This window comes from Lentimicrobiaceae bacterium (genome assembly GCA_020636745.1).
Taxonomy (GTDB): Bacteria; Bacteroidota; Bacteroidia; order Bacteroidales; family Lentimicrobiaceae; genus Lentimicrobium.
The window spans coordinates 188,397-214,264 of the sequence record JACJXH010000006.1 but is presented as its reverse complement, the minus strand read 5'-3'; the positions used below and the strand labels follow the sequence as shown (position 1 = coordinate 214,264).

The window sequence follows — 25,868 nt, the reverse complement described above, 5'->3', positions numbered from 1 at the left end:
TCTAATATGTAACAAAATATTTACACACTGTAATTCAGCCAGATGTGTCAGAGTTGCCAGTCAATAGGCGTAGCTCCGGAATTTTCGAGCAACAGATTGGTACCGGAAAAATGCGCGCATTCGAAGAACCCTTTGTGAGCGCTTAGAGGTGAAGGATGAGGAGCTTCAAGAATGAAGTGTTTTTGAGTATCGATGAGCACTTTTTTATTTTGTGCATATTTTCCCCACAAAATAAAAACCACGCCCGTTTTTTGTGAAGAAATCAAGCTGATTACCGAATCTGTAAATTGTTCCCAACCCTTGCCCTGGTGAGAGCCTGCCGAATGGGCTCTTACTGTCAGTATGGCATTCATCATCAAAACACCTTGATCGGCCCATTTCGACAAATCACCGCTATTTGGAATAGAAACGCCCAAATCACTTTGGAGTGCTTTGAAAATATTCCTTAATGAAGGTGGGAATGCAACACCTGAGGGAACCGAAAAACAAAGCCCATGCGCCTGCCCGGGCCCATGATATGGATCCTGCCCTAATAAAACCACCTTTACTTTATCAAATGGAGTTCTGTTGAAAGCTTCAAAAATTTTATTCCCCGGGGGATAAATATGATATTGCTTCTTTTCTTGCGAAAGGAATGATTTGAGTTCAGCAAAATATGGTTTTGCAAATTCGCTACTCAATATTTTTTTCCAACTTTCTTCAATCTGAGGATTAATCTGCTCCATCCTGTATTACTTTTAAAGTTTTCGTGAATAAACAATATAATTGCTGATAATTAGTTAGTAACTTTGTCAGGCATAGATTTTTCAAAATATAATCCTATCAAAGAGTAAAATTATGAAAAAATTTGTTGTAATCATGTTGGCGGTTTTTACATTGGGTATAATTATGTCATCATGCCAGTCGAGCCAGAAATGCGCTGCTTACGGAGAATCAAACCGTTACAAAGTAGAACGCAACCGCTAATTTCAACTCCATTGATTAAATTCCGCCTATGAGCATTCATGGGCTTTTTTTGTTGATTCCGGCATATTGTTTGTGTAATTTTGCTTCACACATATTCTTTTCATGTAGGATGAAAAAATTGCTATCTGTTTCTATCGTTGTATTAAGCTTGATACCGTCCTTGTTAAAAGCTCAGGATGATATTGCTTTTGACAGTATTGCTGACAATGTACTCTTCAGAAAGGAATTGAGTGGCAGTGCCATTATTCATTCTAATGGCTGGGGTTTGGAGTTCAGGATTGGACAAAACAGGAGTGTCTTCAATAAATTTATGTTTGAAGCCAATCTGCTTGAAATGAAGGATGCCAAAGAAATCAAATCCATCAACCCGTTTTTTACAAACACAAAAAGTTACATTTATGGCAAGCTGAATGCCATGTATATTTTAAGAGCAGGAGTTGGTCAGCAATACCAGCTTAACAGAAAACCATATTCAGGTGGTGTAGAACTGCGCCTTTTTTACTCAGGAGGATTGTCCGTTGCCTTTACCAAACCAGTTTACCTGTATATTATAACCACCGACGGATCTTCATTCAGATACATTACTGTAACTGAAAAGTATAATCCGGACAATCATTTCCCTGACAATATTTTCGGGAGAGCTTCTTTCACAAAGGGCTTTAATCAGCTTAAACCTTACCCGGGTGCGTACGCCAAAGCAGGACTTAGTATCGAATTTGGCACAATTAATCAACGCCCAAAAATAATTGAAGTAGGTGCTGCACTTGATGTTTATGCCAAACCTGTGCCAATAATGGCGTTTAAGAAACCTGATCAGTTTTTTCTTACCTTATATGTTAGCTTTGGCTTAGGCAAAAGATACAATTAAATTACGGAGCCTTCTTTTACAACCTGCACCCATCCCGAATTAAAAAACAGCCATTACTTTAAAGCCCTGGGCTAATATTCAATATCTTCGATTATGAATAGGCAAAAGGACTTCACTGGTAATGGCCAGCAGACCGGGATGCTGGCTTTCATTCTATTCAATGAAACGGAAAGCACAGGAAATATTCAAAATTCCCTTCCTTCACTCCCTCAAGAAATTAACTTAAGCATGGTTATTGCCTAATCAAAACTTTACATAAAAAAAACGTCTCTGCCATTTGGGAGCAGAGACGTTTTTTTAACTTATGTTTCAGACAATTACTTCTTTACAATCAGTTTTGCAGTTGTAATACGTCCGTTAGTTTCGGTGCGAAGCATATATACTCCATTGGGAAGTTCACCAAGTTGAAAGTCTTTAATCAAGCCGTTGGTGATATTCACTTCACGTTCAATTCTGCCTTTACCCAGCAGGTCAAAAAGAGCAACAACAGCCTTGCCGGTATAATTACTTTTAAGCTGTACATTCACGCTTGAAGCAGCAGGAACAGGATAAATTCTGATTCCGGCTAACTGTGAAGGATTATCAATACCTAAAGCTACGCATCTGAAATTCCAGGTTTCACTCCAATCACTGGTATCTTTACTACTCAAAGCCTGAACTCTCCAATAATAAGTAGCAGCACTGTCAAGTAAATTGGCAGGAACTTTAAATTGCTCAAGACCAGCTGTGGTTGTAGCTTCAATTGTATAATTCAAGGCGTTGTTCATGGCCGCATTTGAAGCAAGCTGCAATTTATAATTTAACACACCGCTAATTTTATTCCACTTGAGCAAAGTGCCTAACTCTACATTGGTGGCATTATTTTCAGGAGTTCCCAGTGCAACCTTATCTATAACGGTAAAGCTGAACTGATTGGATGTCAAGGTATCTAAAGCATGAATAGCATCCATTTTCCAGTAGTAATGAGTACCAAACTTTAAAGTATCTGGAATGGTTTTCAACAGATTCTTAGCAGCTACATAAGTATCAAAATGAGTAAAATCAGACTCGGTTGACATGTAAATATTATACTTTTCAATACCGTCAATCTTGTTCCACTCCAGTTGTACGTCAGGTGAAAGGTCTACTGAATTATCGTTTGGTTTTTTAAGAGCAAAAGCATCAACAACATTAAAGCTTCTGGTGACAGACCATTCACTGGTATCTGCAGCATGGCGGGCTCTGACTCTCAAAAAATATTTCTGTGCAAAGAGTAAATTTGAAGCATTGGTTTGGGTAAGGGTTCCGGCAACAGCAATAGCACGGAAAGCAGGACTATTAAAAGTACTGGCAGTATCAAACTGTACATCAAACAAACCTATACCGGCAATGGCTTCCCAAATAACCTGTACATTGGGCATTGCGCCGCTTGAGTTATCATTTGGTCTTCTGATAACCGGCTTAACAATAACTGTGAAATTTCTTGAAACTGACCAGTCAGATGTTCCCTGATTATCAATGGCTCTTACCCTCCAATAATATTGTTGACCGAACAACAGATTAGAAGTGCGGAAACTTGATAATTCGGTTGTAAATACAACAGGGGTTTCAAAACCTGCAGAGGTACTGAGTTGTACTTCATAATACAGGCCAAGTTGTCCGGTAACTGCATTCCAGTCAAGCTCAACATTGGGGGCTGCACCTGTAGCATTATCGTTGGGAGCTACCAGCTCCGGTGTATAGATATCAGGCGAAGCCATGGTAATCAGAAACGCCAGAGAAGCAAGAACCGAGAGGTATATTTTTTTCATAATTCTGATTTATTAATTTCTGTTTAAACAAGGGCCGGCAGTTTAACCGGCCCCATGCTCCAATTATTTTACAACAACAAACTTAGCTGTTTTAACATCATTTCCGGCGATTACCTGAAGCAGGTAAGTTCCTCTTGAAAGTCCTTCAGCTGAAACAGCCAACTGATGTTCACCGCGGCTTAAAGTACCGAATTCAACTGATTTAACTTCAATGCCCTTAAGGTTATAAACTTTAACGGTAACCGGGGTTAAACCTGCCAAATCCATATTAAAATTAACAACAGAACTTACTGGGTTAGGATAAACACGCAGACTATTAACCTTATTCACAGCAGGGTTCTCAGGGCCGTCAATTCCAACAAAAAGCCTGTTTTCATAAATTCCTTTTCCATGAGTGGCCATATAGATGGCTCCATAGTTATTTACACCTGTGATACCGTCAATCCATGGACGACTAACTGTTTGCTGACGAATCATCATTACTGGTAAGGCGCCTACGCCTTCATTTTCAGGTGTCCAGTTTACACTTCCGCCAAGCGACTCAGTTGTAAACACGCCATTGTCAGTTCCTATAATTACGCGATTAGAGTTATTCATCTCAATCAGCACACTATAAACCGGCATTGCAGGCAGGTTGCCCTGAATTGAATTGAAATCAGGCGTTTCAGCAAGTGCATTGGTAGAACGATAGATATACTCGTTGTTACCATAATTGCCTAAAGTAACAATTACCTGACTATCATTATTGGGGTCAACTGCAACAGAAGTTACATAACGGTTTCCAAAATCTTTCACAACAGAGTTGGAAATGATACAACTTGCACTGGTCACATCGGCTCTGATAGAGTCATAAGCAAGTGCAATATTGGCAATTCTGATAAGCTTTCCATCGCTGGTACCAACAAACAGGTAATTAGCATCTGATGAATAAGCCATAGCGGTAGGAATACCGGTAATTGTAGCGATTTTGAAGAACTTGGGCTCAATCGCAAAATCAAGCACTTCTTTGGTCATATAAACAGCGTTTGTTACGCCCAGGAAGAATCGAGTAGAGATGACATCCTTAACCCTGATTGAATCGCCATTGGCAAGATTTGAAGTAAGAGTATAGTTGAATGGGAATTTTTGCGAGCTACTGAAAGCATTCTTGCTTTTTACCATCACTACATCACCTGCTGAATAATTTTGTTTGGCAACAAAAGTCACACTATCACGTGAATTGCTATTGTTAAAACTCTCCCACAAACGGAATGGAGTAATAAATACACCGGCATTGGCATTTGCGATAGCATCAGGTACAAAAGCATTGGCTTCTGAAACGCCCAAATCCTGTGAACGAACCATGTATCCACCAGTGCCTGAATAAAATACAGAAGTTGGGTTTACCATTGACATTTCAACAGAACCACCAACAAAAGTACCAAGAATCTGGTTACCGGTTTCAGGTGTATTTCCTTCTTTATCAAGGAAAACAACGCCACCACCCTGTGCGCCGCCTAATGTACGGCCTTTATCGTCGAATGCTACGGTGTAGAACATAGCTGTACGATAATTGCGATTCAGGTTTTTAAAATCTGAGAAATTGCTTTCGGTTGCACCAACACCAAAATCAGATGCAAAATAACATGTACCGGGTCTGGTTGGGTCAAAAACTATGGCATGGATATAAGAACCTGCATCACCATATGATTTCAGTTGCCATTGATAAAACCCTGTTTCAAGAATTTTTTTACCTTCCCATACATTAACACCTCCAACATAAACTTCGTCGGGATTGGTTTCACTTACGGTTACGCTTGCGGCATAATTTCCTCTGTGAACAGTATTGGCAGCATTGCCAAAAACATTAAATACAGTACTAGCACCAGGGCCCACAAGTCTCCAGGTTAAACCTTTGTCTTTAGAAACATAAATACCCTGCAGCTGTCCAAGCAAATAAGCACTTTCAGAACCATCAGCAATTAATACGGCATAAATGGTCGAAGGATCTGAAGGGGCAAAAGCAACTTCAATTCTTGACAAACCATTTACGGGCAGGCTATCGGCACCAGCACCTGTTGAACGAAGAACGAAATTACTTGCATCACCGTTTGACGAAATATAAAGCTTGTTACCAACAGAAGCAGCAACTGTACCATCAGAAGCCATTTTAACATCTGAGCTGGCAGCAGCCAAATCTTCAGTACCGGCTTTGGCCATTGTCCATGTTTGGCCACCATCGCCAGAATATTTCAAACCTCCATTGGTAGCAGCAAACACATGATTGCCTGTACCTGCGGCAATTTTGTTTACAAAAGCCCATTCAGCCTGAGTATTGTTAAAAGTGCCGGGATTTGTGGAAGCCAGTTTTACAAAATTGTTTCCATCAGTTGATTTGTAAATACCCTGACCGATAAATCCGCTGAATAAATTAAAACGCTCGCTGGCGAATGATTCACCGGTTCCAACATAAATATCTCCATCAGGTGACTGTGTCATGCAACTTACGTTGATGAGCACATTATCTGTATTAATCTGATTCCATGTTAAACCCTGTGTGGTTGATTTCCACAAGCCACCGGAAACTGAGCCGGTAAAAATTGTTTTACGTGAAGCATCCTGATTGTCAAGGATTAAAGCACGGGTACGACCAGCAAAATTATCAGGACCCATTGAAATCCAATTCAAGCCAATGGCATTGGATGATTTTAAAGCTGCAACCTGTTGCCTTGCTTTCAAAACATCAGCCGGATTTACCTGACCCGTAGTCTGATTGTTACGCATTTGAGAAAGCAATCCCCAGCCATCTGCCAATCCATCAACCGAAAAGCCGGTAGCCGGAGCATTGATAACCTGCCGGAAAGTGGCGGAAGTTGTCAACACAAATACTCCTGCTCCAAACATTAATGCCAGAAAGCCAATGAGTAAATTTCTATTTTTCATATCCTTGTTATTAATTGATAAAATGAGTTTCAGCAAGTAAAACAGGGGTGCAATTTACGTCTTTTTTACACACCTGCAATAGGTTTTTCCTTTTTTTATTGCACAACAAATCCACAATTCACCGCATCCTGAACGCAGTTGTACAGGTATCTGGTGTAATTATTTCAGCGGGCTATTTTGATCGGCAAATGTATGGTAATTTACCAATTATCTATATCTGTTTTCAGCTTTTCAGCAAAAAAAAAGCAACACACCTATTTTTCAACCAAAATATAGAGATTTATGGTGTTTTTTTGATAGGTTTGCCATCAGTTATCTGACAAAACAACCTGTTCTGTCCACAATAAAAACATTAACCACTTAAACCATGAAACATCAATTTATAATTGCTTGCCTTTTATTGCTGAATTCAGCATTTTCATTATCTGCTCAGGACTCAATAAAAGCCAAAGATGAAGGTTTCGTTTTTGAAACCATTTATGATATAGCAGCCAGTCCTGTTAAAGATCAATACAGATCGGGCACTTGCTGGAGTTTTGCCACCACTTCATTTGTGGAATCAGAGTTATTAAAAATGGGACAAGACACATTAGATCTCTCCGAAATGTTTTTCGTCAATTATGCTTATCGTCAAAAAGCCGAAAAATATGTCAGACTTCATGGAAATGCGAATTTTGGCCCCGGCGGACAGGCTCATGACGTTATAAACGTAATAAAAACCTATGGATTTGCTCCTGAACAAGCTTATACCGGGCTAATAAAAGGAGAAGCCAAACACAATCATGCAGAACTCGACAAAGTTCTGAAATCATATCTTGACGCTGTTATTGCAAACGAAGGAGGCAAGTTATCTCAGGTATGGCCTGATGCCTACCTGGCACTTTTATCGGCTTACCTTTCGCCAACCCCCGAAAAATTCAGCATAAAAAACAAAGAAGTATCTCCTGAGCAGTTTGCCAAAGAAACGGGGTTCAATGCCAGCGACTATATTGAACTTACCTCCTACACGCATCATCCTTATTATTCGCAATTCGACCTTGAGATTCCCGACAACTGGTCGCATGACTTATATTATAATATACCGATGGAAGAAATGGTTCAGGTGATGAACTATGCCTTTGAAAAAGGTTATACAGTTTGCTGGGATGGCGATGTCAGCGATAAAGGCTTTTCACATACCAACGGAGTGGCTATTGTTCCTGAAAAAGAGACAAAAAACATGGATGGGACCGAACGCACCCGGTGGGAAAAACTGAGTGAACGTGAAAAAAATGCCGAACTGTATAATTTCAAAACTCCGGGAACAGAAAAACAGATTACAGCAGAAATGCGACAGGAAGCATTTAACAATTACCAGGCAACAGATGACCATTTGATGCATATGACCGGCATGGTTAAAGATCAGAATGGAACAATTTACTATAAAACCAAAAATTCATGGGCTTCAGGTAGCAACAAATACGGAGGATACCTGAATATTTCCGAATCTTATTTCAGGTTAAATACCATATCCATTATGGTAAATCGCAATGCAATTCCACAAACGATTAAAAAGAAACTGAAATTATAACCCAACTCTCATCAACATTAAGAGCAGTCATGTGGTAAAAGCAGACTGCTCTTTTTCTTTTTAAAGGTGATTAACAATTTTTAACACCGCGTCAATAGCGCAATAGCAGAGTCCTGAGTATTTTTGTCGAAAAATATGAAGCCATGATTGAAACTGATATCAAGGAACTAAACGAAAGGATTCAAAAGGAAAGCGCCTTTATTGACCTGATTGAGATGGAAATGCATAAGGTAATTGTTGGCCAGAAACATATGGTTGAACGCTTACTGATTGGCCTGCTATCTAACGGGCATATACTTCTGGAAGGTGTTCCCGGACTCGCAAAAACACTGGCCATTAAATCACTGGCAGGGATAATTGAAGCCCGGTTCAGCCGTATACAGTTCACCCCCGATCTTTTGCCGGCCGACTTAATCGGAACCATGATTTACAGCCAGAAAAAAGAAGAATTTATTGTGCGCAAAGGTCCGATTTTCGCCAACTTTATTCTTGCCGATGAAATTAACCGTTCACCTGCCAAAGTGCAGAGTGCCTTGCTGGAAGCAATGCAGGAAAAACAGGTAACTATTGGAGAACAAACCTATCCGCTTGCTGAACCATTTTTGGTGCTGGCCACTCAAAACCCTATTGAACAGGAAGGCACCTACCCACTGCCAGAAGCACAGGTTGACAGGTTTATGCTTAAGGTTATAATAGGTTACCCAACCCGCGAAGAAGAAAAGCTGATCATGAGGCAAAATATGGCCGAGGCTCAACCGGTGATAAAACCTATTATTACACCCGAACAAATACTAAAGGCCAGAAACCTCACCAGAGAAGTTTATCTGGACGAAAAAATTGAAAACTACATTACCGACATTGTTTTTGCATCCCGTTTCCCGGCTGAAAACAAGCTGAAAAAATTTGAAGGACTGATTGCTTACGGAGCATCTCCGCGTGCCAGTATAAATCTGGCTTTAGCAGCCAAAGCTTATGCATTTATCAAGCGACGTGGTTATGTAATTCCTGAAGATGTAAGAGCAGTTGCCCATGATGTTATGCGTCATCGAATTGGCCTTACTTACGAAGCCGAAGCCGAAAACATTACTACCAATGACATTATCAACGAAATCCTGAACACAGTTGAAGTGCCTTAATCAGCCTCAAATCAAGCATCGTCAGGAAAGGATAAAAGCGTAATGGAAACTAGCGATATTCTGAAAAAAGTACGACAAATTGAAATCAAAACCCGGGGATTGTCAAACCACATCTTCTCCGGGCAGTATCATAGTGCTTTTAAGGGCCGCGGTATGGCTTTCAGCGAAGTACGTGAATATCAGTACGGCGACGACATCCGAAACATCGATTGGAATGTTACCGCCCGTTTCAACCATCCGTATATAAAAATCTTTGACGAAGAACGCGAACTAACAGTAGCTCTTCTGATTGATGTAAGCGGTTCGAATGAGTTTGGAACTGAAAAAAGGCTGAAAGAGGAATTAATGACTGAAATTGCAGCTGTTCTTGCTTTTTCGGCCATTCACAACAATGATAAAGTGGGCGTTATTTTTTTCAGCGACCGGATTGAAAAGTTCATACCACCTCAAAAAGGGCTGAGCCATATACTCCGCATTATCAGAGAACTGATTGATTTCAAACCGCAAAGTCAGAAAACAAATATTGCCGAAGCATTGCGTTTTCTGACCAATGCCATGAAAAAACGATGCACAGCCTTTCTTATCTCCGACTTTATTGACAAGGGGTTCGAAGATGCCCTGAAAATTGCCGGACGCAAGCACGACCTTGTTGCCCTGCATATTTATGACAAACGCGACCTTACACTTCCCGACATGGGTCTTGTGCGTCTTTATAATAAAGAGCTGGACAAAAGTTTGTGGGTTGACACTTCAAGTGCAAATGTACGCAGGGATTATGCCAGGCATGCGACACAAAGAGTGCATCTACTTGAACAGGCTTTCCGAAAAAGCGGAGTTGATTTTGCACGCATAAGCTCAGGTGAAGACTATGTTAGACCACTTCTGGGGCTATTTAAAGCCAGAGAAGCCAGACGATAATGAAAACCAAGCATTTAATTAAGATGGAAAAGAGGCGATTTTCAGGCAATCATTTAAAGAAAAAGGATTTGGGCAGATTGCTGATACTCATCATTTCTGTTTGTCCACTTTTGGCTTTTTCGCAGGTTGTAAAGCCTGACACTACGCGCTTTCTGATTGGCAATAAGATAAACGCAAACATTGAACTGGAAATTTTGCCCGGAAGCAAACTTGAATGGCCGGTACTTACCGATACACTTTCCAAATCGATTGAGATTATTTCAAAAAGCAAACCAGACACTATTACCCGCGAAGGTATTGACAAATTGCTGGTTCGTCAATTGATAAGTATAACCTCATTTGACACCGGATTTCTGGTAATTCCGCCACTTACCTTTAAAGTTACCCAACCCGGCAGCCAAAGCCCGCAAATATTAACAAGCCAACCGGTTTTGCTTGAAGTGCTGAATGTTCAGGTTGATTTAAAAGGCGACATCAAAGACATCAAACCACTGATAAAGGCCCCTTACACCTTTCGGGATTTCCTTCCGTGGCTCTTAATGCTGCTTGCAGCGGGTCTCACTGGATTTCTTATCTGGTTTTATTTGCGAAAACGAAAACAAAACAAACCATTTATCAAACTTCCGGCTAAACCGCAAAAACCGCCACACATCATAGCCATTGAAGAGCTTGAGTTGCTAAAACAGGAGCAGGTATGGCAAAAAGGGCAGGTTAAGGAATACTATACCAGATTAACTGACATTTTACGTGCATATTTTGAAGCCAGATTCGGGGTACTTGCGGCAGAAATGACCAGCGATGAAATCATGAATGCAATGAAGGATTTACTAAATGATGCTGCTATGATTGGGGATCTTAGAAAAATTCTATCACTGTCAGACATGGCCAAATTTGCCAAAGCACAACCCAATGCTGCTGAAAATGAACTTAGTCTTACCTATGCACGCTCTGTAATTATCAATACAGCACCGGCAACGGCAACGACAAAAGAAAAGAACCATTTAACCGGGAGCAACACCGAAACCGGAACACAGATAAAGGAATAAAAGATCATGTTTGAACATTTGAAATTTGCCAATCCTGAAGCATTTTATCTGTTGCTGCTTATACCAGCTGCTATAGCGTGGTATTGGTTAAAGGATTCATCTACCCGAGCCCGGCTTCAGATATCAGATTTTGCAGCATTTTCGCAAAAATCAAAAACCATCAAGCAATACCTGCAACACGCGCTTTTTGTTTTTAAAATTCTGGCTTTTGCAATGCTCATTTTTGCATTGGCAAGGCCACAGTCAACATTATCGAGACAAAGTGTAAGTGTTGAAGGGATTGACATCGTAATGGCCATGGATATTTCAGGAAGTATGCTTGCCGAAGACTTTAAACCCAATCGCCTGGCTGCTGCCCGCGATGTAGCCGAAGATTTTATTAAAGGCCGCCCGAGCGATCGCATTGGCCTTGTGGTATTCAGTGGCGAAAGTTTCACCCAATGTCCGCTAACAACTGACCATCCTGTGCTGATAAATCTGCTGGATGAAATAAAAAGCGGAATGATTGAAGATGGAACTGCTATAGGCGACGGACTGGCAACAGCTGTAAGCCGGTTAAAGGAAAGCCAGGCCATCAGCAAAGTAATCATTTTACTTACCGATGGTGAAAACAACCGTGGGTTTATCGACCCTGTTTCGGCAGCTGAAATTGCCAAGGTTTACGGCTTAAGAGTTTACACAATCGGAGTTGGTACAATTGGTACTGCCCCCTACCCGATTGAAACCCCGTTCGGCACGCAATATCAGCAAATGGAAGTACGCATTGACGAGCCTCTGCTAAAGCAAATCTCTGAAATGACCAATGGAAAATACTTCAGGGCTACGAACAAACAACATCTCAAAGAAATTTACAGCGAAATTGACCAGTTGGAAAAATCGAAAGTTGACGTAACTGAATTTCGTAAAAAGAAAGAAGAATTTTTGCCTTTTGCCCTAGCTGCACTGGCATTACTGTTACTTGACTTTATTTTGGGAATCACCGTATTTAAAAAATTCCCCTGATAATTTTTCTGTAAAACGAACAATGAAAGTAAAAGCATATGTTTAGATTTGAACATCCGATATTCCTCAACCTGTTGATGCTTCTTCCACTGATGGTGGTGCTCTATTGGCTTTACAACCGGTGGAAATCAAAGGTTGCCAGCAGTTTTGGCGATTCGCAGGTCGTTTCAAGGCTTATGCTGGATGTAAGCCCGTTCAGAATGCATTTAAAATTTGCATTGATTCTTATCACAACTGCAGCGGTGTTATTGGCACTTGCAAATCCTCAAATAGGCTCAAAGCTTGAAAAAGCTCAACGAAAAGGCGTTGATATTGTAATTGCCCTTGATGTTTCGAACAGTATGCTTGCCCAGGACATTCAGCCAAGCAGAATTGAGCGAGCCCGACAATCAATTTCGAGATTAATTGATGAATTGGAAAATGACCGTATAGGACTTGTGGTCTTTGCCGGAAAAGCTTACACACAATTGCCTATCACAACCGATTATGCTGCTGCCAAGATGATGCTTTCAACCGTTGGCCCGGGAATGGTGCCGGTGCAGGGAACGGCCATCGGGCAAGCAATTGATTTAGCCTCGGTTTCGTTCAAAAATGAAAAATCAGGAAAAGCCATCGTCATCATTACAGATGGTGAAAACCACGATGACGATGCCATTGAAAAAGCCTCTGAAGCGGCCAAAGCAGGCATAAGGGTCTATACCATAGGAATGGGACTGGCCGAAGGCGGACCAATACCCGTTTACAAAGACGGCGAGATTACAGGATTTAAAAAAGACAAAGCCGGCTCAACCATTATTACCCGACTTGATGAAACCATGCTGAATAAAATTGCTGAAGCGGGCAACGGTATTTATGTTAGGGCCAGCAACACCCAGGCTGGGCTGCGCAAGGTTTTTGAAGAAATAAGCAGACTTGAGAAAGTTACGGTCGACACCAAAAGTTTCTCCGATTACGAAGACAGGTTTCAATACTTTGTGGCAATTGCGTTGCTTGCTATTGTGATTAATTTTCTGTTAAACGAAAGACAAAGTAAATGGGCTCGCAAAATTTCATTGTTTCACCCAGGCAAGAACATAAAAAAATGAAATCACTGATTATAATCCCTATTGTACTTCTGTGTGCCTTTAGCCAGGCTTCTGCCCAGAAAGACAATGCTATTATTCGTAAAGGAAATAAACTTTACGAAGAGGGCAAATATAAAGATGCGGAGATTGATTACCGCAAAGCGATGGAAGTGGCCCCTAAATCAGTAAAGGGAGAATACAACCTGGGCAATTCACTGTATAAACAAGAGAACTGGGAAGAAGCCGGCAGAAGCTTCACCAATTCAGCCGGTAAAATGAAAGCTGATGACAATACCGGCAAAGCGGCAGCATATCACAATCTGGGAAACTCATTGTTTAAAGCTGAAAAATACCAGGAAAGCATTGAAGCATACAAACAAGCGCTCAGACTGAATCCATCTGATGATGACACGCGTTATAACCTGAGTTACGCCTTAAAGAAACTTGTTCAGCAACAGCAGCAACAACAACAGCAGAATAAGGACGACAAACAGGACGACAAACAGGATAAAAAAGATCAGCAACAACAACAGCAGCCTCAGGATCAAAAAGACCAGCAGCAAGACAAACAGCAACAGCAACAGCAAAAGCAACAGATATCGAAACAGGATGCTGAACGCATGCTTCAGGCCTTAAAAAACGACGAACAAAAAACAATTGACAAAGTCAAAAAGCAAAAAGTAAAACCAGTTCAGGTGCAAATTGAAAAGGACTGGTAAGCTATATTTGCAGATTATTATAATCAAACCCTTAAATATCCGTTAACTGAAAAAGGGAAGATGAGAAAGACAGGAAATTCACTCGTTATTTTATTACTGCTGATGGTCTTGCCGGGCTATGGGCAGCAAGTTGAATTTAAAGCATCAGCCCGCGAAGTGGTGGCTGTTGGCGACCAGTTCAGACTGGTTTTTTCGGTAAATGCACAAGCATCAGGATTTACAGCTCCTGTATTAAGAGACTTTTCTGTTCTTGCAGGACCCAGCCAGTCATCAAGCTCAAGCATGCAAATTATTAACGGCCAGGTTTCAAGAAGTGTAGACTATTCTTTCACTTATATTTTGCAGGCTTCAAAAGAAGGCTCCTTTACAATAGGCCCTGCCTCGGTTAATGTGGATGGTAAGACCTATAAGTCGAATGCTCTAACTGTAAAAGTTGTAAAAGGAAATGCTCCTCAATCAGGGCAAAGCGCTGGAAATAATCAGAGCAGTGGCGGAAATCAGCAACTGCAAGGTGATTTAACATCAAAAGACCTTTTTGTAAAGGCAACAGTGAGCAATTCAAATCCTTATCAGGGCGAACAAGTAATTGTCACTTATAAAATCTACACCAGAGTACCCATTGCCGAATACAGCATTACCAAAGCGCCCGGCGTAAGCGGATTTTGGTCACAGGATCTTTTAAAGGACGATAAAAACCTGAACCAATACCGTGAAAACATAAACGGCCAGGAGTATGTAGTTGCGGAAATTAAAAAGGATGCCATGTTTGCCCAAAAATCAGGCAAACTGAACATCGACCCTCTTGAAATGGATGTGATTGCGCAAATACAACGGAAATCGAGCCGCAGAACTACCAATGATCCATTTTTCGACAACTTCTTTAACGACAGTTTCTTTGGAAACACCATGCAGAATGTACGAAAAACCATTAAATCAAATCAGGTTAGCATCAATGTTAAACCTCTACCCGCACAAAACAAACCAATTGGGTATAGCGGTGCTGTAGGAAAATTCAGCATTTCAGCCACCACTGACCGTCAGGAACTGAAAGCCAACGATGCCATGAGCCTGAAGTTTACGATTACCGGAAAAGGCAACATCAAACTGATTGAAAAACCAGCCATTGAATTCCCCAGCGACTTTGAAGTATACGACCCCAGGGTTACTGACAATATTTCGGCAAATGGTAGCGGGGTATCCGGTTCACGCACTTTTGAATACCTGGTAATTCCCCGAAATCCGGGAAACTTTAAAATAAAGCCTGTTACATTTTCATACTTCGACGATGAAGCCGGAGTGTACAAAACCCTTAATTCGCCTGAATTTGCCATTAAAGTCAACAGAGGCGATGATAATGGCAACACTATTACTACCGGAGGTGCAGATAAGGAAGACTTTAAATATATCGGCAGTGACATCAGGTTTATCAAAACAGGAAAACTTAAACTCATCCCGGTAAATACTTATTTCTTTGGGTCTTCTCTGTTCTGGATTTTACTGGCATTGCCCATCATTCTTTTCATTGCTTTTTTACTGATTCTGAAAAATGAGCTTAAGAAACGCAGCAATCAGGCATTGATGCGAAATCGCAAAGCAACAGGCGTTGCGCGAAAAAGACTGAAATCTGCTGAACAATTTATGAAAGACGGCAAACATGAAGCCTTCTGGTCGGAAGTTTCCAATGCATTGTGGGGCTATCTGAGCGATAAATTCAACATTCCCAGGTCAACACTTTCCATGGATTCGGTAAATGAAGCACTGACCAGCAAAAGAGTGAGCAGTGAACTTATCAAACAATTTATTGATACACTGAACAATTGTGAGTTTGCCAGATTTGCACCTATAGATAAATCAAAAGCTATGGGCGATTTGTACAAACAAGCCATTGATGCCATTACCCGAACCGAACAGGAATTAAAATAGGCTAAGGAAAACTCAATCACAAATGATTGAAGCAAGTTTTGAAAATTAACAGCTTTAAACTGCAAGCTTAAAAGTATGTAACCAGGACACTTCCCTGGTCGAATTTAGAAATCTGAAATCAGAAGAAAATATGAAACGAAGGCTATTCACCATAATTTTGCTGTTTGTCATTAGCCTGACGATCCAAGCCAGTCCTCAGGCTGAAATCGACAAAGCCAACAAAGCCTACATGGCCGGCTTCTTTGAAAATTCAATCCCCATCTATGAGAAGGTAATTGCCGATGGATTAGCCTCCCCCGAACTATACTACAACCTTGGGAACGCATATTTTAAAACCAACAATTTACCTTCGGCCATACTCAATTATGAAAGGGCTTTAAAACTTGAGCCAGGAAATGAAGACTTCATATACAATCTTGGCGTTGCCAACAGCCGCATCGTTGACAAAATTGAAGTTTTGCCTGAACTTTTCTACATACGCTGGTGGAAACAGTTAAAATCATTATTTTCTCCAGATAGCTGGGCCAAATTTGCCATAATTACTTTTTTTCTGCTCTTCATCAACATCGCCATATTTCTACTTACAAGGACGATTAACGGACGAAAAATATTTTTCAGCACCGGAATCCTGTTACTTTTTTTAAATATGGTTGGCGGAATAATAGCATGGCAAACCAATACAGAATCAAAAAACCAAAAAGCAGCCATTGTTTTTGCTCCAACGCTTCCTGTAAAAAGCTCGCCTGACGAGAGCAGCATCGATCTGTTTGTTATTCATGAGGGATTAAAAGTAAAAGTGATTGATAAAATAGGCGAATGGAATGAAATACGGATTGCAAATGGCAGCAAAGGCTGGGTAAAGACAGAAAATCTGGAGCCAGTTTAGTGTCATAAAATGTTAAAACCGCCCCTCCTTTTCCTGTATATTCATCTGAAACGATACTTCAGAATGCTTGGGCAGCTGGGCATTTTCAGGGTACTTTTGCTGGCAGGTATTTTATTGATGGGTTTAAAAGCCACCTTAAAAACCGGAATGCTTCAATGGCAGGCCATTGTTCTTATTCTAATTCTTGCCCAAAACCATATAAACCGGAAAGATTTTATTTTACTTAACAATCCGGGGCTCAATCGCTGGGGCTTTTTTACGCTCCTTTATCTGCTCGCATTAAGTCCGTTCCTGCTGGCTTACCTCATCTGGCCCGATTTCATAGCAGCTTTGATAGTTATTGGAGGTATTTCTATTATTTCGCTGATAAAAAAGCCATTGGTCTTCAGGCGAAAAAGAAATTACCTGTCCTTTCGGTTTATTCCTGCAGATTCGTGGGAGTGGCGCGCCGGCCTGCGTAAAAACTATCTTATCATCCTGGCCTTCTATATTTCAGCTGTTGTTCTTTCAGATTTTGATTATGTATTTGCCATTGTTTTGCTTGCTTTTTCGCTGCTGGCAGCTTCTTTTCAAATGGAACACGAATCGCAAGTATTCATACTTTCAACATCATTATCCCCTCAATCATTTCTTTTGAGGAAAATACTTCTGCAAATAATTCTTTTTACAATTTTTTCAATTCCGCTCCTATTGGGCTCTATCATCCTTTATCCTGACAGTTTCAGGCCATTACTGCTGGTTTTTACCAACAGTTTATTGGTTCAGGCATTCTCAATAACCTTAAAATATGCCGGATACCAACCCGGAGCTCAAACACCATATCATATGGTAATCATTGTTTTGCTCAATTTTACCTTTGTTTTGCCTGTTTTACTTCCACTACCTCTTCTTATGCTTGCCGTATATTCAAAGAAAGCAATTGTTCAACTTACACAAATTATTCATGTTAAACATTCATAACCTGACCTTTAGCTACGGCAAACCACTTGTGATCAACGGATTGAATTGGGAGCTTGAAACCAGCAAAGTGCATGGTTTGGTTGGAATGAACGGTGCTGGAAAAACAACCCTTTTCAATCTTATAGCAGGATGGCTCAGGCCCAACAGCGGTGGTATAACCCTGAATAATAGCCGGATTCATCAGTCAGCCTGTGGATTTATGGAAACATCCCCCTACTTTTATCCAATGATAACCGGCAAAGAATATCTTCAGGTTTTTATGTTAAAAAACCCGTCATTCAATGTTGAGAAGTGGAATCATATTTTTAAACTTCCATTAGACGAAATTGTAGATAATTATTCAACCGGTATGCTTAAAAAATTAAGCTTTATGGGAATTCTGGCACTTAACAGAAAGCTACTGATACTGGACGAACCGTTCAATGGACTCGACTTTGAAGCTGTAAGGCAAGTACAGCAAATACTTCCGGTGCTTGCAGCCAGAGGTAAAACAATTATTGTAAGTTCTCATATTACGGAATCATTAACCTCTGTAAGCGATACTATTAGTTTGATAAACCAAGGGAAGATTGATTTTTCCTTAAAACAAAATCAATTTGACCAAATTGAACAGATGATAGCATTATCAGGAAATCAAATAATTACACCCGGCGACCTTCCCGATTAATACTGGGCGCATTGCTTGTCAGGTGTTTACAACATTTGCAGGTGATAAAAAGTTAAATAGCCTGCTTACAGTTCATATGCGTTAGCTCTTGATTAAAATCAAACTTTATGCATATGATCGCTTCTACTATCGACAAAAAGAAGTCAATAAAAAGAACAATTAATCATATCCTTCCTGTTTTGGATTCCATTTTGCCCGGCATCAAACATTAAGTCCGCTGTCAATCTTTACAACAAACTCCCCTCATTCTAATGTATAATAAGCCTTTGATGTATTGACAAAATGCCATTTCTTACTATCTTTACTAAAACTATATCATCATGAGTAAAATACCGGCTGCCGTATGTCTCCTTTTAATGAATTACTATGCTTTTTCTCAGGAATATATACCTCCACAACCCTATGGCGGCAAAGCACAACTAAGGCAATTCACAGAACAGGAATTAGTTTATCCTGAAACAGCCTTACAGGCAAAAACTGAAGGAAATGTTATTATTTCTGCAAAAATCGATCAAAAAGGACAAGTTACTTTTACCCGGTATAAAGCCCGTGTTTCGCCTGAATGCGACCTAGAGACCATGCGGATTTTTAAAATGATAGAATGGGAGCCTGGCACCTTCAGAGGCATCCCCAATGAAGACAGCATTCAATTTGAAATAGAATTTAACTTGCGCAAATACAAGCGTTTGTGCAAACAAAGAGGATACTCTGAAATTCTTTTCCCCTTTGAGCCTGTTGACACATCAGGCACCATATATCAGTACAAAAATCTTGAAACAGCCCCCCACCCTATTTTTACCAGAGAAAATATTAATCTTGCTGGTTTCGTAGCTGCCAACCTTGTTTACCCGGAAGCAGCCATTAAACAAAATTTGAGCGGCACTGTTAAAATAGGGTTCATTGTTGAACCTCATGGCAGAATTTCTAATACAATCGTACTAAATTCGCTTGGGGCCGGCTGCAACGAAGAAGCTTTACGATTGGTACATCTGATTAAATGGATGCCAGGAACCATTCATCAACAAGCAGTCAGAACAAGAATGAGCATCTCTATCAACTTTAGTCTTGACCAAGGCCCTGACGGGAACTTTAACCCTAATATTAAATCAAGCTACGGGGGATAATGCCATGAAATGCTGAAGAAATAACAGAACAACAAATGATTATTATTGCAAGTTTATCTTTAAATTAAATATATGAAAAAAGCACTACTCTCTTTCGTTATTGTAATGGCTGCATCGCTAACTGGTTTATCTCAAACAGCCGACACCACCAAACTCTGGACAACAGGCATCAAAACATCCCTTTCTTTTTCGCAGGTTTCACTAACCAACTGGGCTGCCGGAGGTGAAAACAGTTTGGGAGGCAATTCATTTATTAATTTAATTGCCAATATGAAAAAAGCCAGGACAACCTGGGACAATTCACTTGATTTGGCTTATGGCTTAATCAAACAAGGCGATGCCAAGGTGAGAAAAAGTGATGATAAAATTGATTTTGTATCCAAAGTAGGGCATAATGTCATTAACAAGCATTTATTCCTAAGCGCCAACCTTAGTTTCAGAACACAATTTACCGATGGGTTCAACTACCCCAATGACTCAGTGCTGATTTCAACCTTTATGGCTCCCGGTTATCTGATGCTCGGACTTGGTATGGATTATAAACCCTATCCGTATTTGTCTGTTTCGTTGCTGCCTGTTACAGGCAGGTTAACCATTGTTGGCGATAAAGGATTATCAGACGCAGGAGCCTATGGCGTTGATCCGGGAAAAACCATCAGACCAGAATTTGGCGCTTCACTTAAAGCAACTTTTGAAAAAGACATTATCACCAACGTAAATCTGAAGAGCAAACTTGAACTCTTCTCAAATTATGTAGACCGCCCTCAGAATATTGACATTAACTGGGAAGCATTGCTCATCCTCAAAGTTAATAAACTAATTTCCACCTACATTGGATTACAAACAGTTTATGACCACGACATACAGATTATGGACAAAGACGGCAAAACCGGACCCCGGACACAGTTTAAACAAACTTTTGGAATTGGATTAACCTATGCTGTGAAACATTATCAGGCAACAATCAAACAATAACCCCTTAAAACAAACAACATGAAGCTATTAAATGAGTTTAAAGCATTTGCGATGAAAGGCAATGTAATTGACCTTGCTGTCGCTGTGATTATCGGAGGCGCCTTTGGAAAAATAGTATCCTCCTTTGTAAATGATATTCTGATGCCACCTCTTGGAGTTTTACTGGGAGGCCTGGATTTTAAAGATTTAGCGTATACCCTTAAGGAAGCCGTTGGCGAAACAGCAGCTGTTACATTGAATTACGGCATGTTCATACAGAATGTAATTGATTTCCTCATCATTGCATTTGCTATTTTCATGGCCATTAAAGCTATGAGCAGTTTCAAGAAGAAAGAAGAAGCCATTCCTGCCCCACCTCCTGCTCCAACCAAAGATCAGGAATTACTCACAGAGATTCGCGACCTGCTAAAAAATAATAAATAATCAGTTTTTATTTAAACTTTTTCAAAAGCCTGTATTAACCATACAGGCTTTTTTGTGCATTATCGTAATCTACTTCAAAAGACCCCTCAGTTAAACAAACTGCTAACTAACAGCTATACAATACCTTTAAACAGTGTTATATTGCATCAGGCTCATATATATCTAATTACTTTTATTAATCAGTATTTATACGTATTGACTTTCATATTAATACATTATACGTTTGTAATGCCATTTCATTCTATTACCTACTATATAAATCTCTTTACTATACAATTTCGCCTTATTCAATAACTTTTATACTTTTCCTTACCCGTTTAACTAAATTACGGCATCTCCTTAGATAATTAGTGCTTCTTAATTAATGCTTACTCACCATTTCTGTTACTTAGCTTAATTGTATTTTCTAATTTCCGGCACAGTCTAATCTGGTTACTATTTGCTCTTCAATGCTTCACGGGCTAATTAGCCATCTTTTCAACCTGTCTCCCGTCACTAACATCTACCAAACTGAGAAAGTCTGCATTTTCTATTTTCTCTGATACCCTTAACTCCATATCGGGCTCAAACCAGGCCTGGTTAATAGACGCTATCACAGATGATAATAAACCAAATGAGTTAACTAATAACCGCCAGTTATCAAAACAAACCATCGGATGAATTCACCATCATATGAACTGCTTACCAATAAAGATGAAGCCCAAACGTCAATTATCATCATATAACCCAATTACTTTTTCAGCCTGAGAAAAAAAAGCAAAATGAAAAATTGCAGATCACTTCACCAATGGCTTTTATAGTCATTATGCATAAACCAGGAACAAAAAAATTTCCGATTTACCTCCGGTTTATCGTCAGTATCAATGACGAAGAAATACGATTTATGTCCGGCATACAAAACACATCCTTAAAAGTGAATTTCTCACTTTCATCCCGGACCAGTACCAACCTAAAATCATCAAAAAATGAAAAAGATTTTATTTATTATTCTGGCAATAGGCGCCATGTTCAGTTGCCAAAAAAAGGAAACCGACACAACTGTAAGACAACAGGAAGTAACATTTTCAGCTATTAAAGTAGACCCGAGTACCGGTCTAAAAAGCGATTGGCTTTGCCCCACAGATGACAATGGAAATATTTTAACTCCGACAGTAGCCAAAATAACCATTGAAGGAAAAGGAGATTTTTGGCCTCAGGTATTTACGCTTGATGGAAATATGTACACTCAGGCAATCAAACTTGATGTAAATCCAGACGATTCACCAACCAATTATACTGTTGAGTTCTTTGGATTGTATACAGAAGTTGATGGAACATTAATAATGGCAACGCCTACCGAACAAGCTGAGTATGCTGAATACACAACAAGCCATGTTTCATTTGATTTTTCAGTTAGTGCATTTTCAAAAGCAGAAATTCCGGTAGAAGTATTGTGCTATATGCCTGACTCTTACGATAAATTTGGTTTTAACTGGGCTCAATTTGATGAAATCGTGATTCGTGAACAATGTTTCTTCGGAGATATCTGCTTCAAACATCCGGCAGATTATATAGGCTCAAATTACGAAAACCAAAGTACAGGCTTACAAATCGATATGCCTGCCATCTTTAAAATTAATGCGTTAAAGATGGTTAATCAGGTGTGGACACCAGTTCCTAACAATGAGGATTTCACCAATGACAATGAAGATGCCAATTGGGGAGTTGGAGCTCCGGTATGCGTAAGATATCCTGATAATTTATCAATTGACAGAGAGCTCTTTAAATTTGAGCTTTGGGTTCTGGTAAAAGTTGGCAATGTATTTGAATATTTAAAATTCCATGAATGGGAATTTGAAGATGATCAAACCATTGATGCAGGAGAAGATGGTGTGGTTGACTTTGTATTAGGCAGTTGCAATCTGAGTAACACCGACCTGCAATTACCTCCATATATGAATTTGCCAGTGACCTGCACTGTTACAACAATTAACCATATCCCGGGTATAATTCCTCTGCAGGATAATGTTGTAGGATATTTCGATGTAACACTTTCAGGCATAGGTGATGGTTACGATATAAGCAACATAAGCTATGGCGTGAACTGTTTCAACAGGCAGGTAACTATCGCCTTACCAGAAACATACACCTTAGATGTCCGCAGTTCTCTGTATCCAGAATTTATGACTGGCCCATGCAAAGATTTAAGCTGGGATAAAGCTAATTGGTTAATCAACCATCTCAATATGTTTCCGGGATATACATGGTCTGACATCCAGCAGGCTTTCTGGAAAATTGAAGATCCAACATGGAATATGGCTGAACATGGTCAGGTTCCGGCTGGTACAGCTATAGCTACTGCAATGTATTTAGCAGCTGCTGCCAACGGTGAAGGATATGTTCCACTGCCCGGAGGCTGGGCAGGAGTAGCACTCGAATCTCCTTCAGGAGTTCCTGCCACACAGTGTATTTTCTTAAGAATCGACCCATAATTTAGTCATGATCTTACGACCAGTTCAGGAAATAATACAAATTTCCCGGACTGGTCTTTTTATGTGTTTAATATTGTAAAAAACTATTAAAGTTAACGGCTCCATTCCCATCAAATGATAAATCAACAAAACACTTGACTTTTCTTATAAAAACATTAAATTAGCACTTTATTCAGCGCCAATGAAAGGTCGTTACTTTACGCAAAAACAGCGTTTTATAATTACGTCATTTCTCATTTTCAATCTTGTTATTTTCTCTGGTTTTGATAAAATTTTATCTGCTCAGGGTTGGAATTTTACAGCAACCCTGACATATGCCGGCCCGTGTGGATCATATACTCCTTATATACAACCCATCACATTCCCCCCCTCAATACCCACTCAGAGCGATTGTGAATCATTAAGGCAACTTATTATGAGTTACGAAGTAAGTACACCAATATATAATGATGACAATCAGTATATAGGCATGTGCAGAGTATTTTATACATGTACCCCTTGCTCAGGTTCTGATATTGTTGCAAATTTTGAACTGGACTACAACGCTCCCGGATATGTATCCATTGATGGACTAATGCAGGGAAATGCTTTTTTCTCCCCTCACCAAAGCCAGGAGATTGAGAACTGGATAAACAATTATCTGCAAAGAATGCAATCACTTGGCAATCCGGTCAATATGGAGAATTTACTTCCAATACAGGACTTTCCGCTTACCGGAGATAATGAATTTGATCAGTTTTATTTCAACCAGTTGAACGAACTTGAAACAACATTACCGGTAAATGAGCCCAATAACAGCAATACTGCTGCCAATGTAAACACATCAGAGCCTGATATTACAGGCTCAACAGTTCAGTTGCTTACAACTTCGGAACAAATAAGCCAACGCGATGAATGGTGGAATAATATGGGTTTTAATGAAACACAGCAGGTTGGCACTAACCAATACATAGATGAAAGTGGCACAATACCCGCCGGCACTTCTGTTGGAGAAGCTGCTTTACTGACAGCCCTTGGGCAAGCCCCTGGTTTACCGGGCATAATCGGAGATTTTATGCTGAACACGACCAATGAAACCATCTCCGGCATTCAGGGCGTTGTAAATAACCTCGCAAGTGGAAACGACAATCAGGCTCTTGAGAGTGCGAATAATCTGCCAGGGCAGGTTGTCATCAACGCCACAAGTACAACGGCTGTAAATGCTATCACTGGTCAGGTTACCGGCTTTATTACCAAGCCTGTTCTTGGCCTGGTTCATGGAGCTGAAACCGTTTATGGATACACTTCAACTGCTTTGGATTTCTGGAATAACCTGACCGGTAAAAAATAACCAAACTGTCATATGGGTAAGCTTGTAAAAATATTTTTGAGCCTCTGCTTTTACATTTATATTTCTTTAGCTTTTGCCCTTGCCTCTGGCAGCGATTCTACCCGCTATGAAATTTTGTTAAACAGCCAGCTATTCAAAGACATCAATTTGAATCAGGGCTTAACCCACTCTATTGATTTCACTTCCAGAAACTTAATTCTCATCTCTTCCACTAACTGCTTCTACCAGTTAGGATGGGGCGGGCTTGCTCCTTACGGAAACAAAGGCCAGACCACCATCAATTCATTTGCTTTTACACCTGACAGTCTATTAATGGTTATCACAGATGACAAACTGTGTTATATGGATGCATCGGGCAACCTGGCACAATTGTATAAATTGCCTGACAAAGGAATGGGAATCAGCCGCGGGCGACAGGCGATGTACATTTATGATAAAAATAATGTCAAAAACAAATATTCGATTTATGCTCTGGGTGGCAAAGGAAAGTATGCCAAATTACTTGAAATGCCATACCCCATTTTATCCGTAGCTGAATGCAACAATTCTATTGTTTTTTCCAATCAGAATGCCATTTTTCAGTACAATCCCAAGGACAAAAAGCTAACAGCAATAGCTTCTTTCCCATCAGGCACTCATGTTAAATCCATTGCCGTTGACACAACAGAAAACAGGATATTTTTCTCTTCTGAACAAATGGTTTGTACCATTAAAGACAACAAACTGGCAGTATTGACTGATAAAACAGGAGGTTTTCTCAGTTATTTTTACGGATTGATCATTTATAATCCGGAAGCCAAACAGATGATCCGTATCTCAGGTTCAGACTTCACTATCCCGCAAGAAAATGACAAATCGATAAAACCCGAAGTAACCTCTTTTCAGGAAACACTTACCAATAAATCAATCATTGAATTAGTAATCATCGGACTTTCTGACAATCAGATTATTGAAAGAATTAACCGTTCAAAACCAAATTTCAACCTGAGTGTAGATGCCATGATTGAGCTTTCCAATCAACAAGTTTCCTCTGAAGTCATAATGGCCATGAAGAAAGCAATGAAAAACCGCTCAACTGACACACCTTAATACATTTAAAATCAATAAT

The 25,868-nt window shown here is 40.0% G+C and carries 21 protein-coding genes; 18 read left to right on the top strand and 3 right to left on the bottom strand.

What is annotated here, in order from left to right; all coding sequences use genetic code 11:
- Window positions 1-47: 47 nt before the first annotated feature.
- A complete protein-coding gene (gene ung, locus H6541_10915; protein ID MCB9016296.1) occupies window positions 48-716 on the bottom strand; it encodes a uracil-DNA glycosylase in 669 nt (222 codons plus the stop codon).
- Between the two features lie 359 nt (window positions 717-1,075).
- On the opposite strand from ung, the gene H6541_10910 reads away from it, so the two are divergent.
- On the top strand, window positions 1,076-1,834 hold the full coding sequence (locus H6541_10910; GenBank protein MCB9016295.1) for a hypothetical protein: 759 nt from the start codon (window positions 1,076-1,078) through the stop codon (window positions 1,832-1,834).
- A gap of 317 nt (window positions 1,835-2,151) precedes the next feature.
- Here the strand turns inward: H6541_10910 and H6541_10905 are convergent, their stop codons facing one another.
- Both H6541_10905 and H6541_10900 read right to left on the bottom strand, forming a co-directional pair.
- Window positions 2,152-3,624 carry a T9SS type A sorting domain-containing protein gene (locus tag H6541_10905; GenBank protein MCB9016294.1) on the bottom strand — a complete coding sequence of 491 codons (1,473 nt, stop codon included), beginning with the start codon at window positions 3,622-3,624 and terminating at the stop codon, window positions 2,152-2,154.
- Window positions 3,625-3,687: 63 nt separating this feature from the next.
- On the bottom strand, window positions 3,688-6,546 hold the full coding sequence (locus H6541_10900) for a T9SS type A sorting domain-containing protein (protein MCB9016293.1): 2,859 nt from the start codon (window positions 6,544-6,546) through the stop codon (window positions 3,688-3,690).
- Between the two features lie 367 nt (window positions 6,547-6,913).
- Between H6541_10900 and H6541_10895 the strand changes: the two genes are divergently transcribed.
- The 17 genes from H6541_10895 (at window position 6,914) to H6541_10815 (ending at window position 25,849) form a co-directional block, all read left to right on the top strand.
- Window positions 6,914-8,116 carry an aminopeptidase gene (locus tag H6541_10895; GenBank protein MCB9016292.1) on the top strand — a complete coding sequence of 401 codons (1,203 nt, stop codon included), beginning with the start codon at window positions 6,914-6,916 and terminating at the stop codon, window positions 8,114-8,116.
- A 143-nt stretch (window positions 8,117-8,259) separates the two neighbouring features.
- Window positions 8,260-9,252, top strand: coding sequence for a MoxR family ATPase (locus H6541_10890; protein MCB9016291.1), 993 nt, complete (start codon window positions 8,260-8,262; stop codon window positions 9,250-9,252).
- Between the two features lie 42 nt (window positions 9,253-9,294).
- Complete coding sequence (locus tag H6541_10885; GenBank protein ID MCB9016290.1) at window positions 9,295-10,170, top strand: DUF58 domain-containing protein; 876 nt, start codon at window positions 9,295-9,297, stop codon at window positions 10,168-10,170.
- A gap of 23 nt (window positions 10,171-10,193) precedes the next feature.
- Window positions 10,194-11,216: a hypothetical protein gene (locus tag H6541_10880; protein ID MCB9016289.1), complete on the top strand. Its 1,023-nt coding sequence runs from the start codon at window positions 10,194-10,196 to the stop codon at window positions 11,214-11,216.
- Window positions 11,217-11,222: 6 nt separating this feature from the next.
- Window positions 11,223-12,218, top strand: coding sequence for a VWA domain-containing protein (locus H6541_10875; protein MCB9016288.1), 996 nt, complete (start codon window positions 11,223-11,225; stop codon window positions 12,216-12,218).
- Between the two features lie 38 nt (window positions 12,219-12,256).
- Window positions 12,257-13,303, top strand: coding sequence for a VWA domain-containing protein (locus H6541_10870; GenBank protein ID MCB9016287.1), 1,047 nt, complete (start codon window positions 12,257-12,259; stop codon window positions 13,301-13,303).
- Entirely contained in the window at window positions 13,300-14,001 is a 702-nt protein-coding gene (locus tag H6541_10865; GenBank protein MCB9016286.1) for a tetratricopeptide repeat protein, read from the top strand. Before H6541_10870 ends, H6541_10865 begins: the two co-directional genes overlap by 4 nt.
- 60 nt (window positions 14,002-14,061) lie before the next feature.
- Window positions 14,062-15,924 (top strand): protein BatD, encoded by a 1,863-nt coding sequence (locus H6541_10860; protein MCB9016285.1) that lies wholly within the window; start codon window positions 14,062-14,064, stop codon window positions 15,922-15,924.
- A gap of 130 nt (window positions 15,925-16,054) precedes the next feature.
- A complete protein-coding gene (locus H6541_10855; GenBank protein ID MCB9016284.1) occupies window positions 16,055-16,810 on the top strand; it encodes a tetratricopeptide repeat protein in 756 nt (251 codons plus the stop codon).
- 9 nt (window positions 16,811-16,819) lie between these two features.
- Complete coding sequence (locus tag H6541_10850; GenBank protein MCB9016283.1) at window positions 16,820-17,770, top strand: hypothetical protein; 951 nt, start codon at window positions 16,820-16,822, stop codon at window positions 17,768-17,770.
- Window positions 17,754-18,437, top strand: coding sequence for an ATP-binding cassette domain-containing protein (locus tag H6541_10845; GenBank protein MCB9016282.1), 684 nt, complete (start codon window positions 17,754-17,756; stop codon window positions 18,435-18,437). Before H6541_10850 ends, H6541_10845 begins: the two co-directional genes overlap by 17 nt.
- 320 nt (window positions 18,438-18,757) lie before the next feature.
- Window positions 18,758-19,561, top strand: a complete 804-nt coding sequence (locus tag H6541_10840) for a TonB family protein (GenBank protein ID MCB9016281.1) — start codon at window positions 18,758-18,760, stop codon at window positions 19,559-19,561.
- A gap of 72 nt (window positions 19,562-19,633) precedes the next feature.
- Window positions 19,634-20,536: a DUF3078 domain-containing protein gene (locus H6541_10835; GenBank protein ID MCB9016280.1), complete on the top strand. Its 903-nt coding sequence runs from the start codon at window positions 19,634-19,636 to the stop codon at window positions 20,534-20,536.
- 18 nt (window positions 20,537-20,554) lie between these two features.
- Window positions 20,555-20,959 (top strand): large-conductance mechanosensitive channel protein MscL, encoded by a 405-nt coding sequence (gene mscL / locus H6541_10830; GenBank protein ID MCB9016279.1) that lies wholly within the window; start codon window positions 20,555-20,557, stop codon window positions 20,957-20,959.
- A 965-nt stretch (window positions 20,960-21,924) separates the two neighbouring features.
- Window positions 21,925-23,430 carry a hypothetical protein gene (locus H6541_10825; protein MCB9016278.1) on the top strand — a complete coding sequence of 502 codons (1,506 nt, stop codon included), beginning with the start codon at window positions 21,925-21,927 and terminating at the stop codon, window positions 23,428-23,430.
- A 181-nt stretch (window positions 23,431-23,611) separates the two neighbouring features.
- Entirely contained in the window at window positions 23,612-24,760 is a 1,149-nt protein-coding gene (locus H6541_10820) for a hypothetical protein (protein MCB9016277.1), read from the top strand.
- Between the two features lie 12 nt (window positions 24,761-24,772).
- On the top strand, window positions 24,773-25,849 hold the full coding sequence (locus tag H6541_10815) for a hypothetical protein (protein MCB9016276.1): 1,077 nt from the start codon (window positions 24,773-24,775) through the stop codon (window positions 25,847-25,849).
- Window positions 25,850-25,868: the final 19 nt, after the last annotated feature.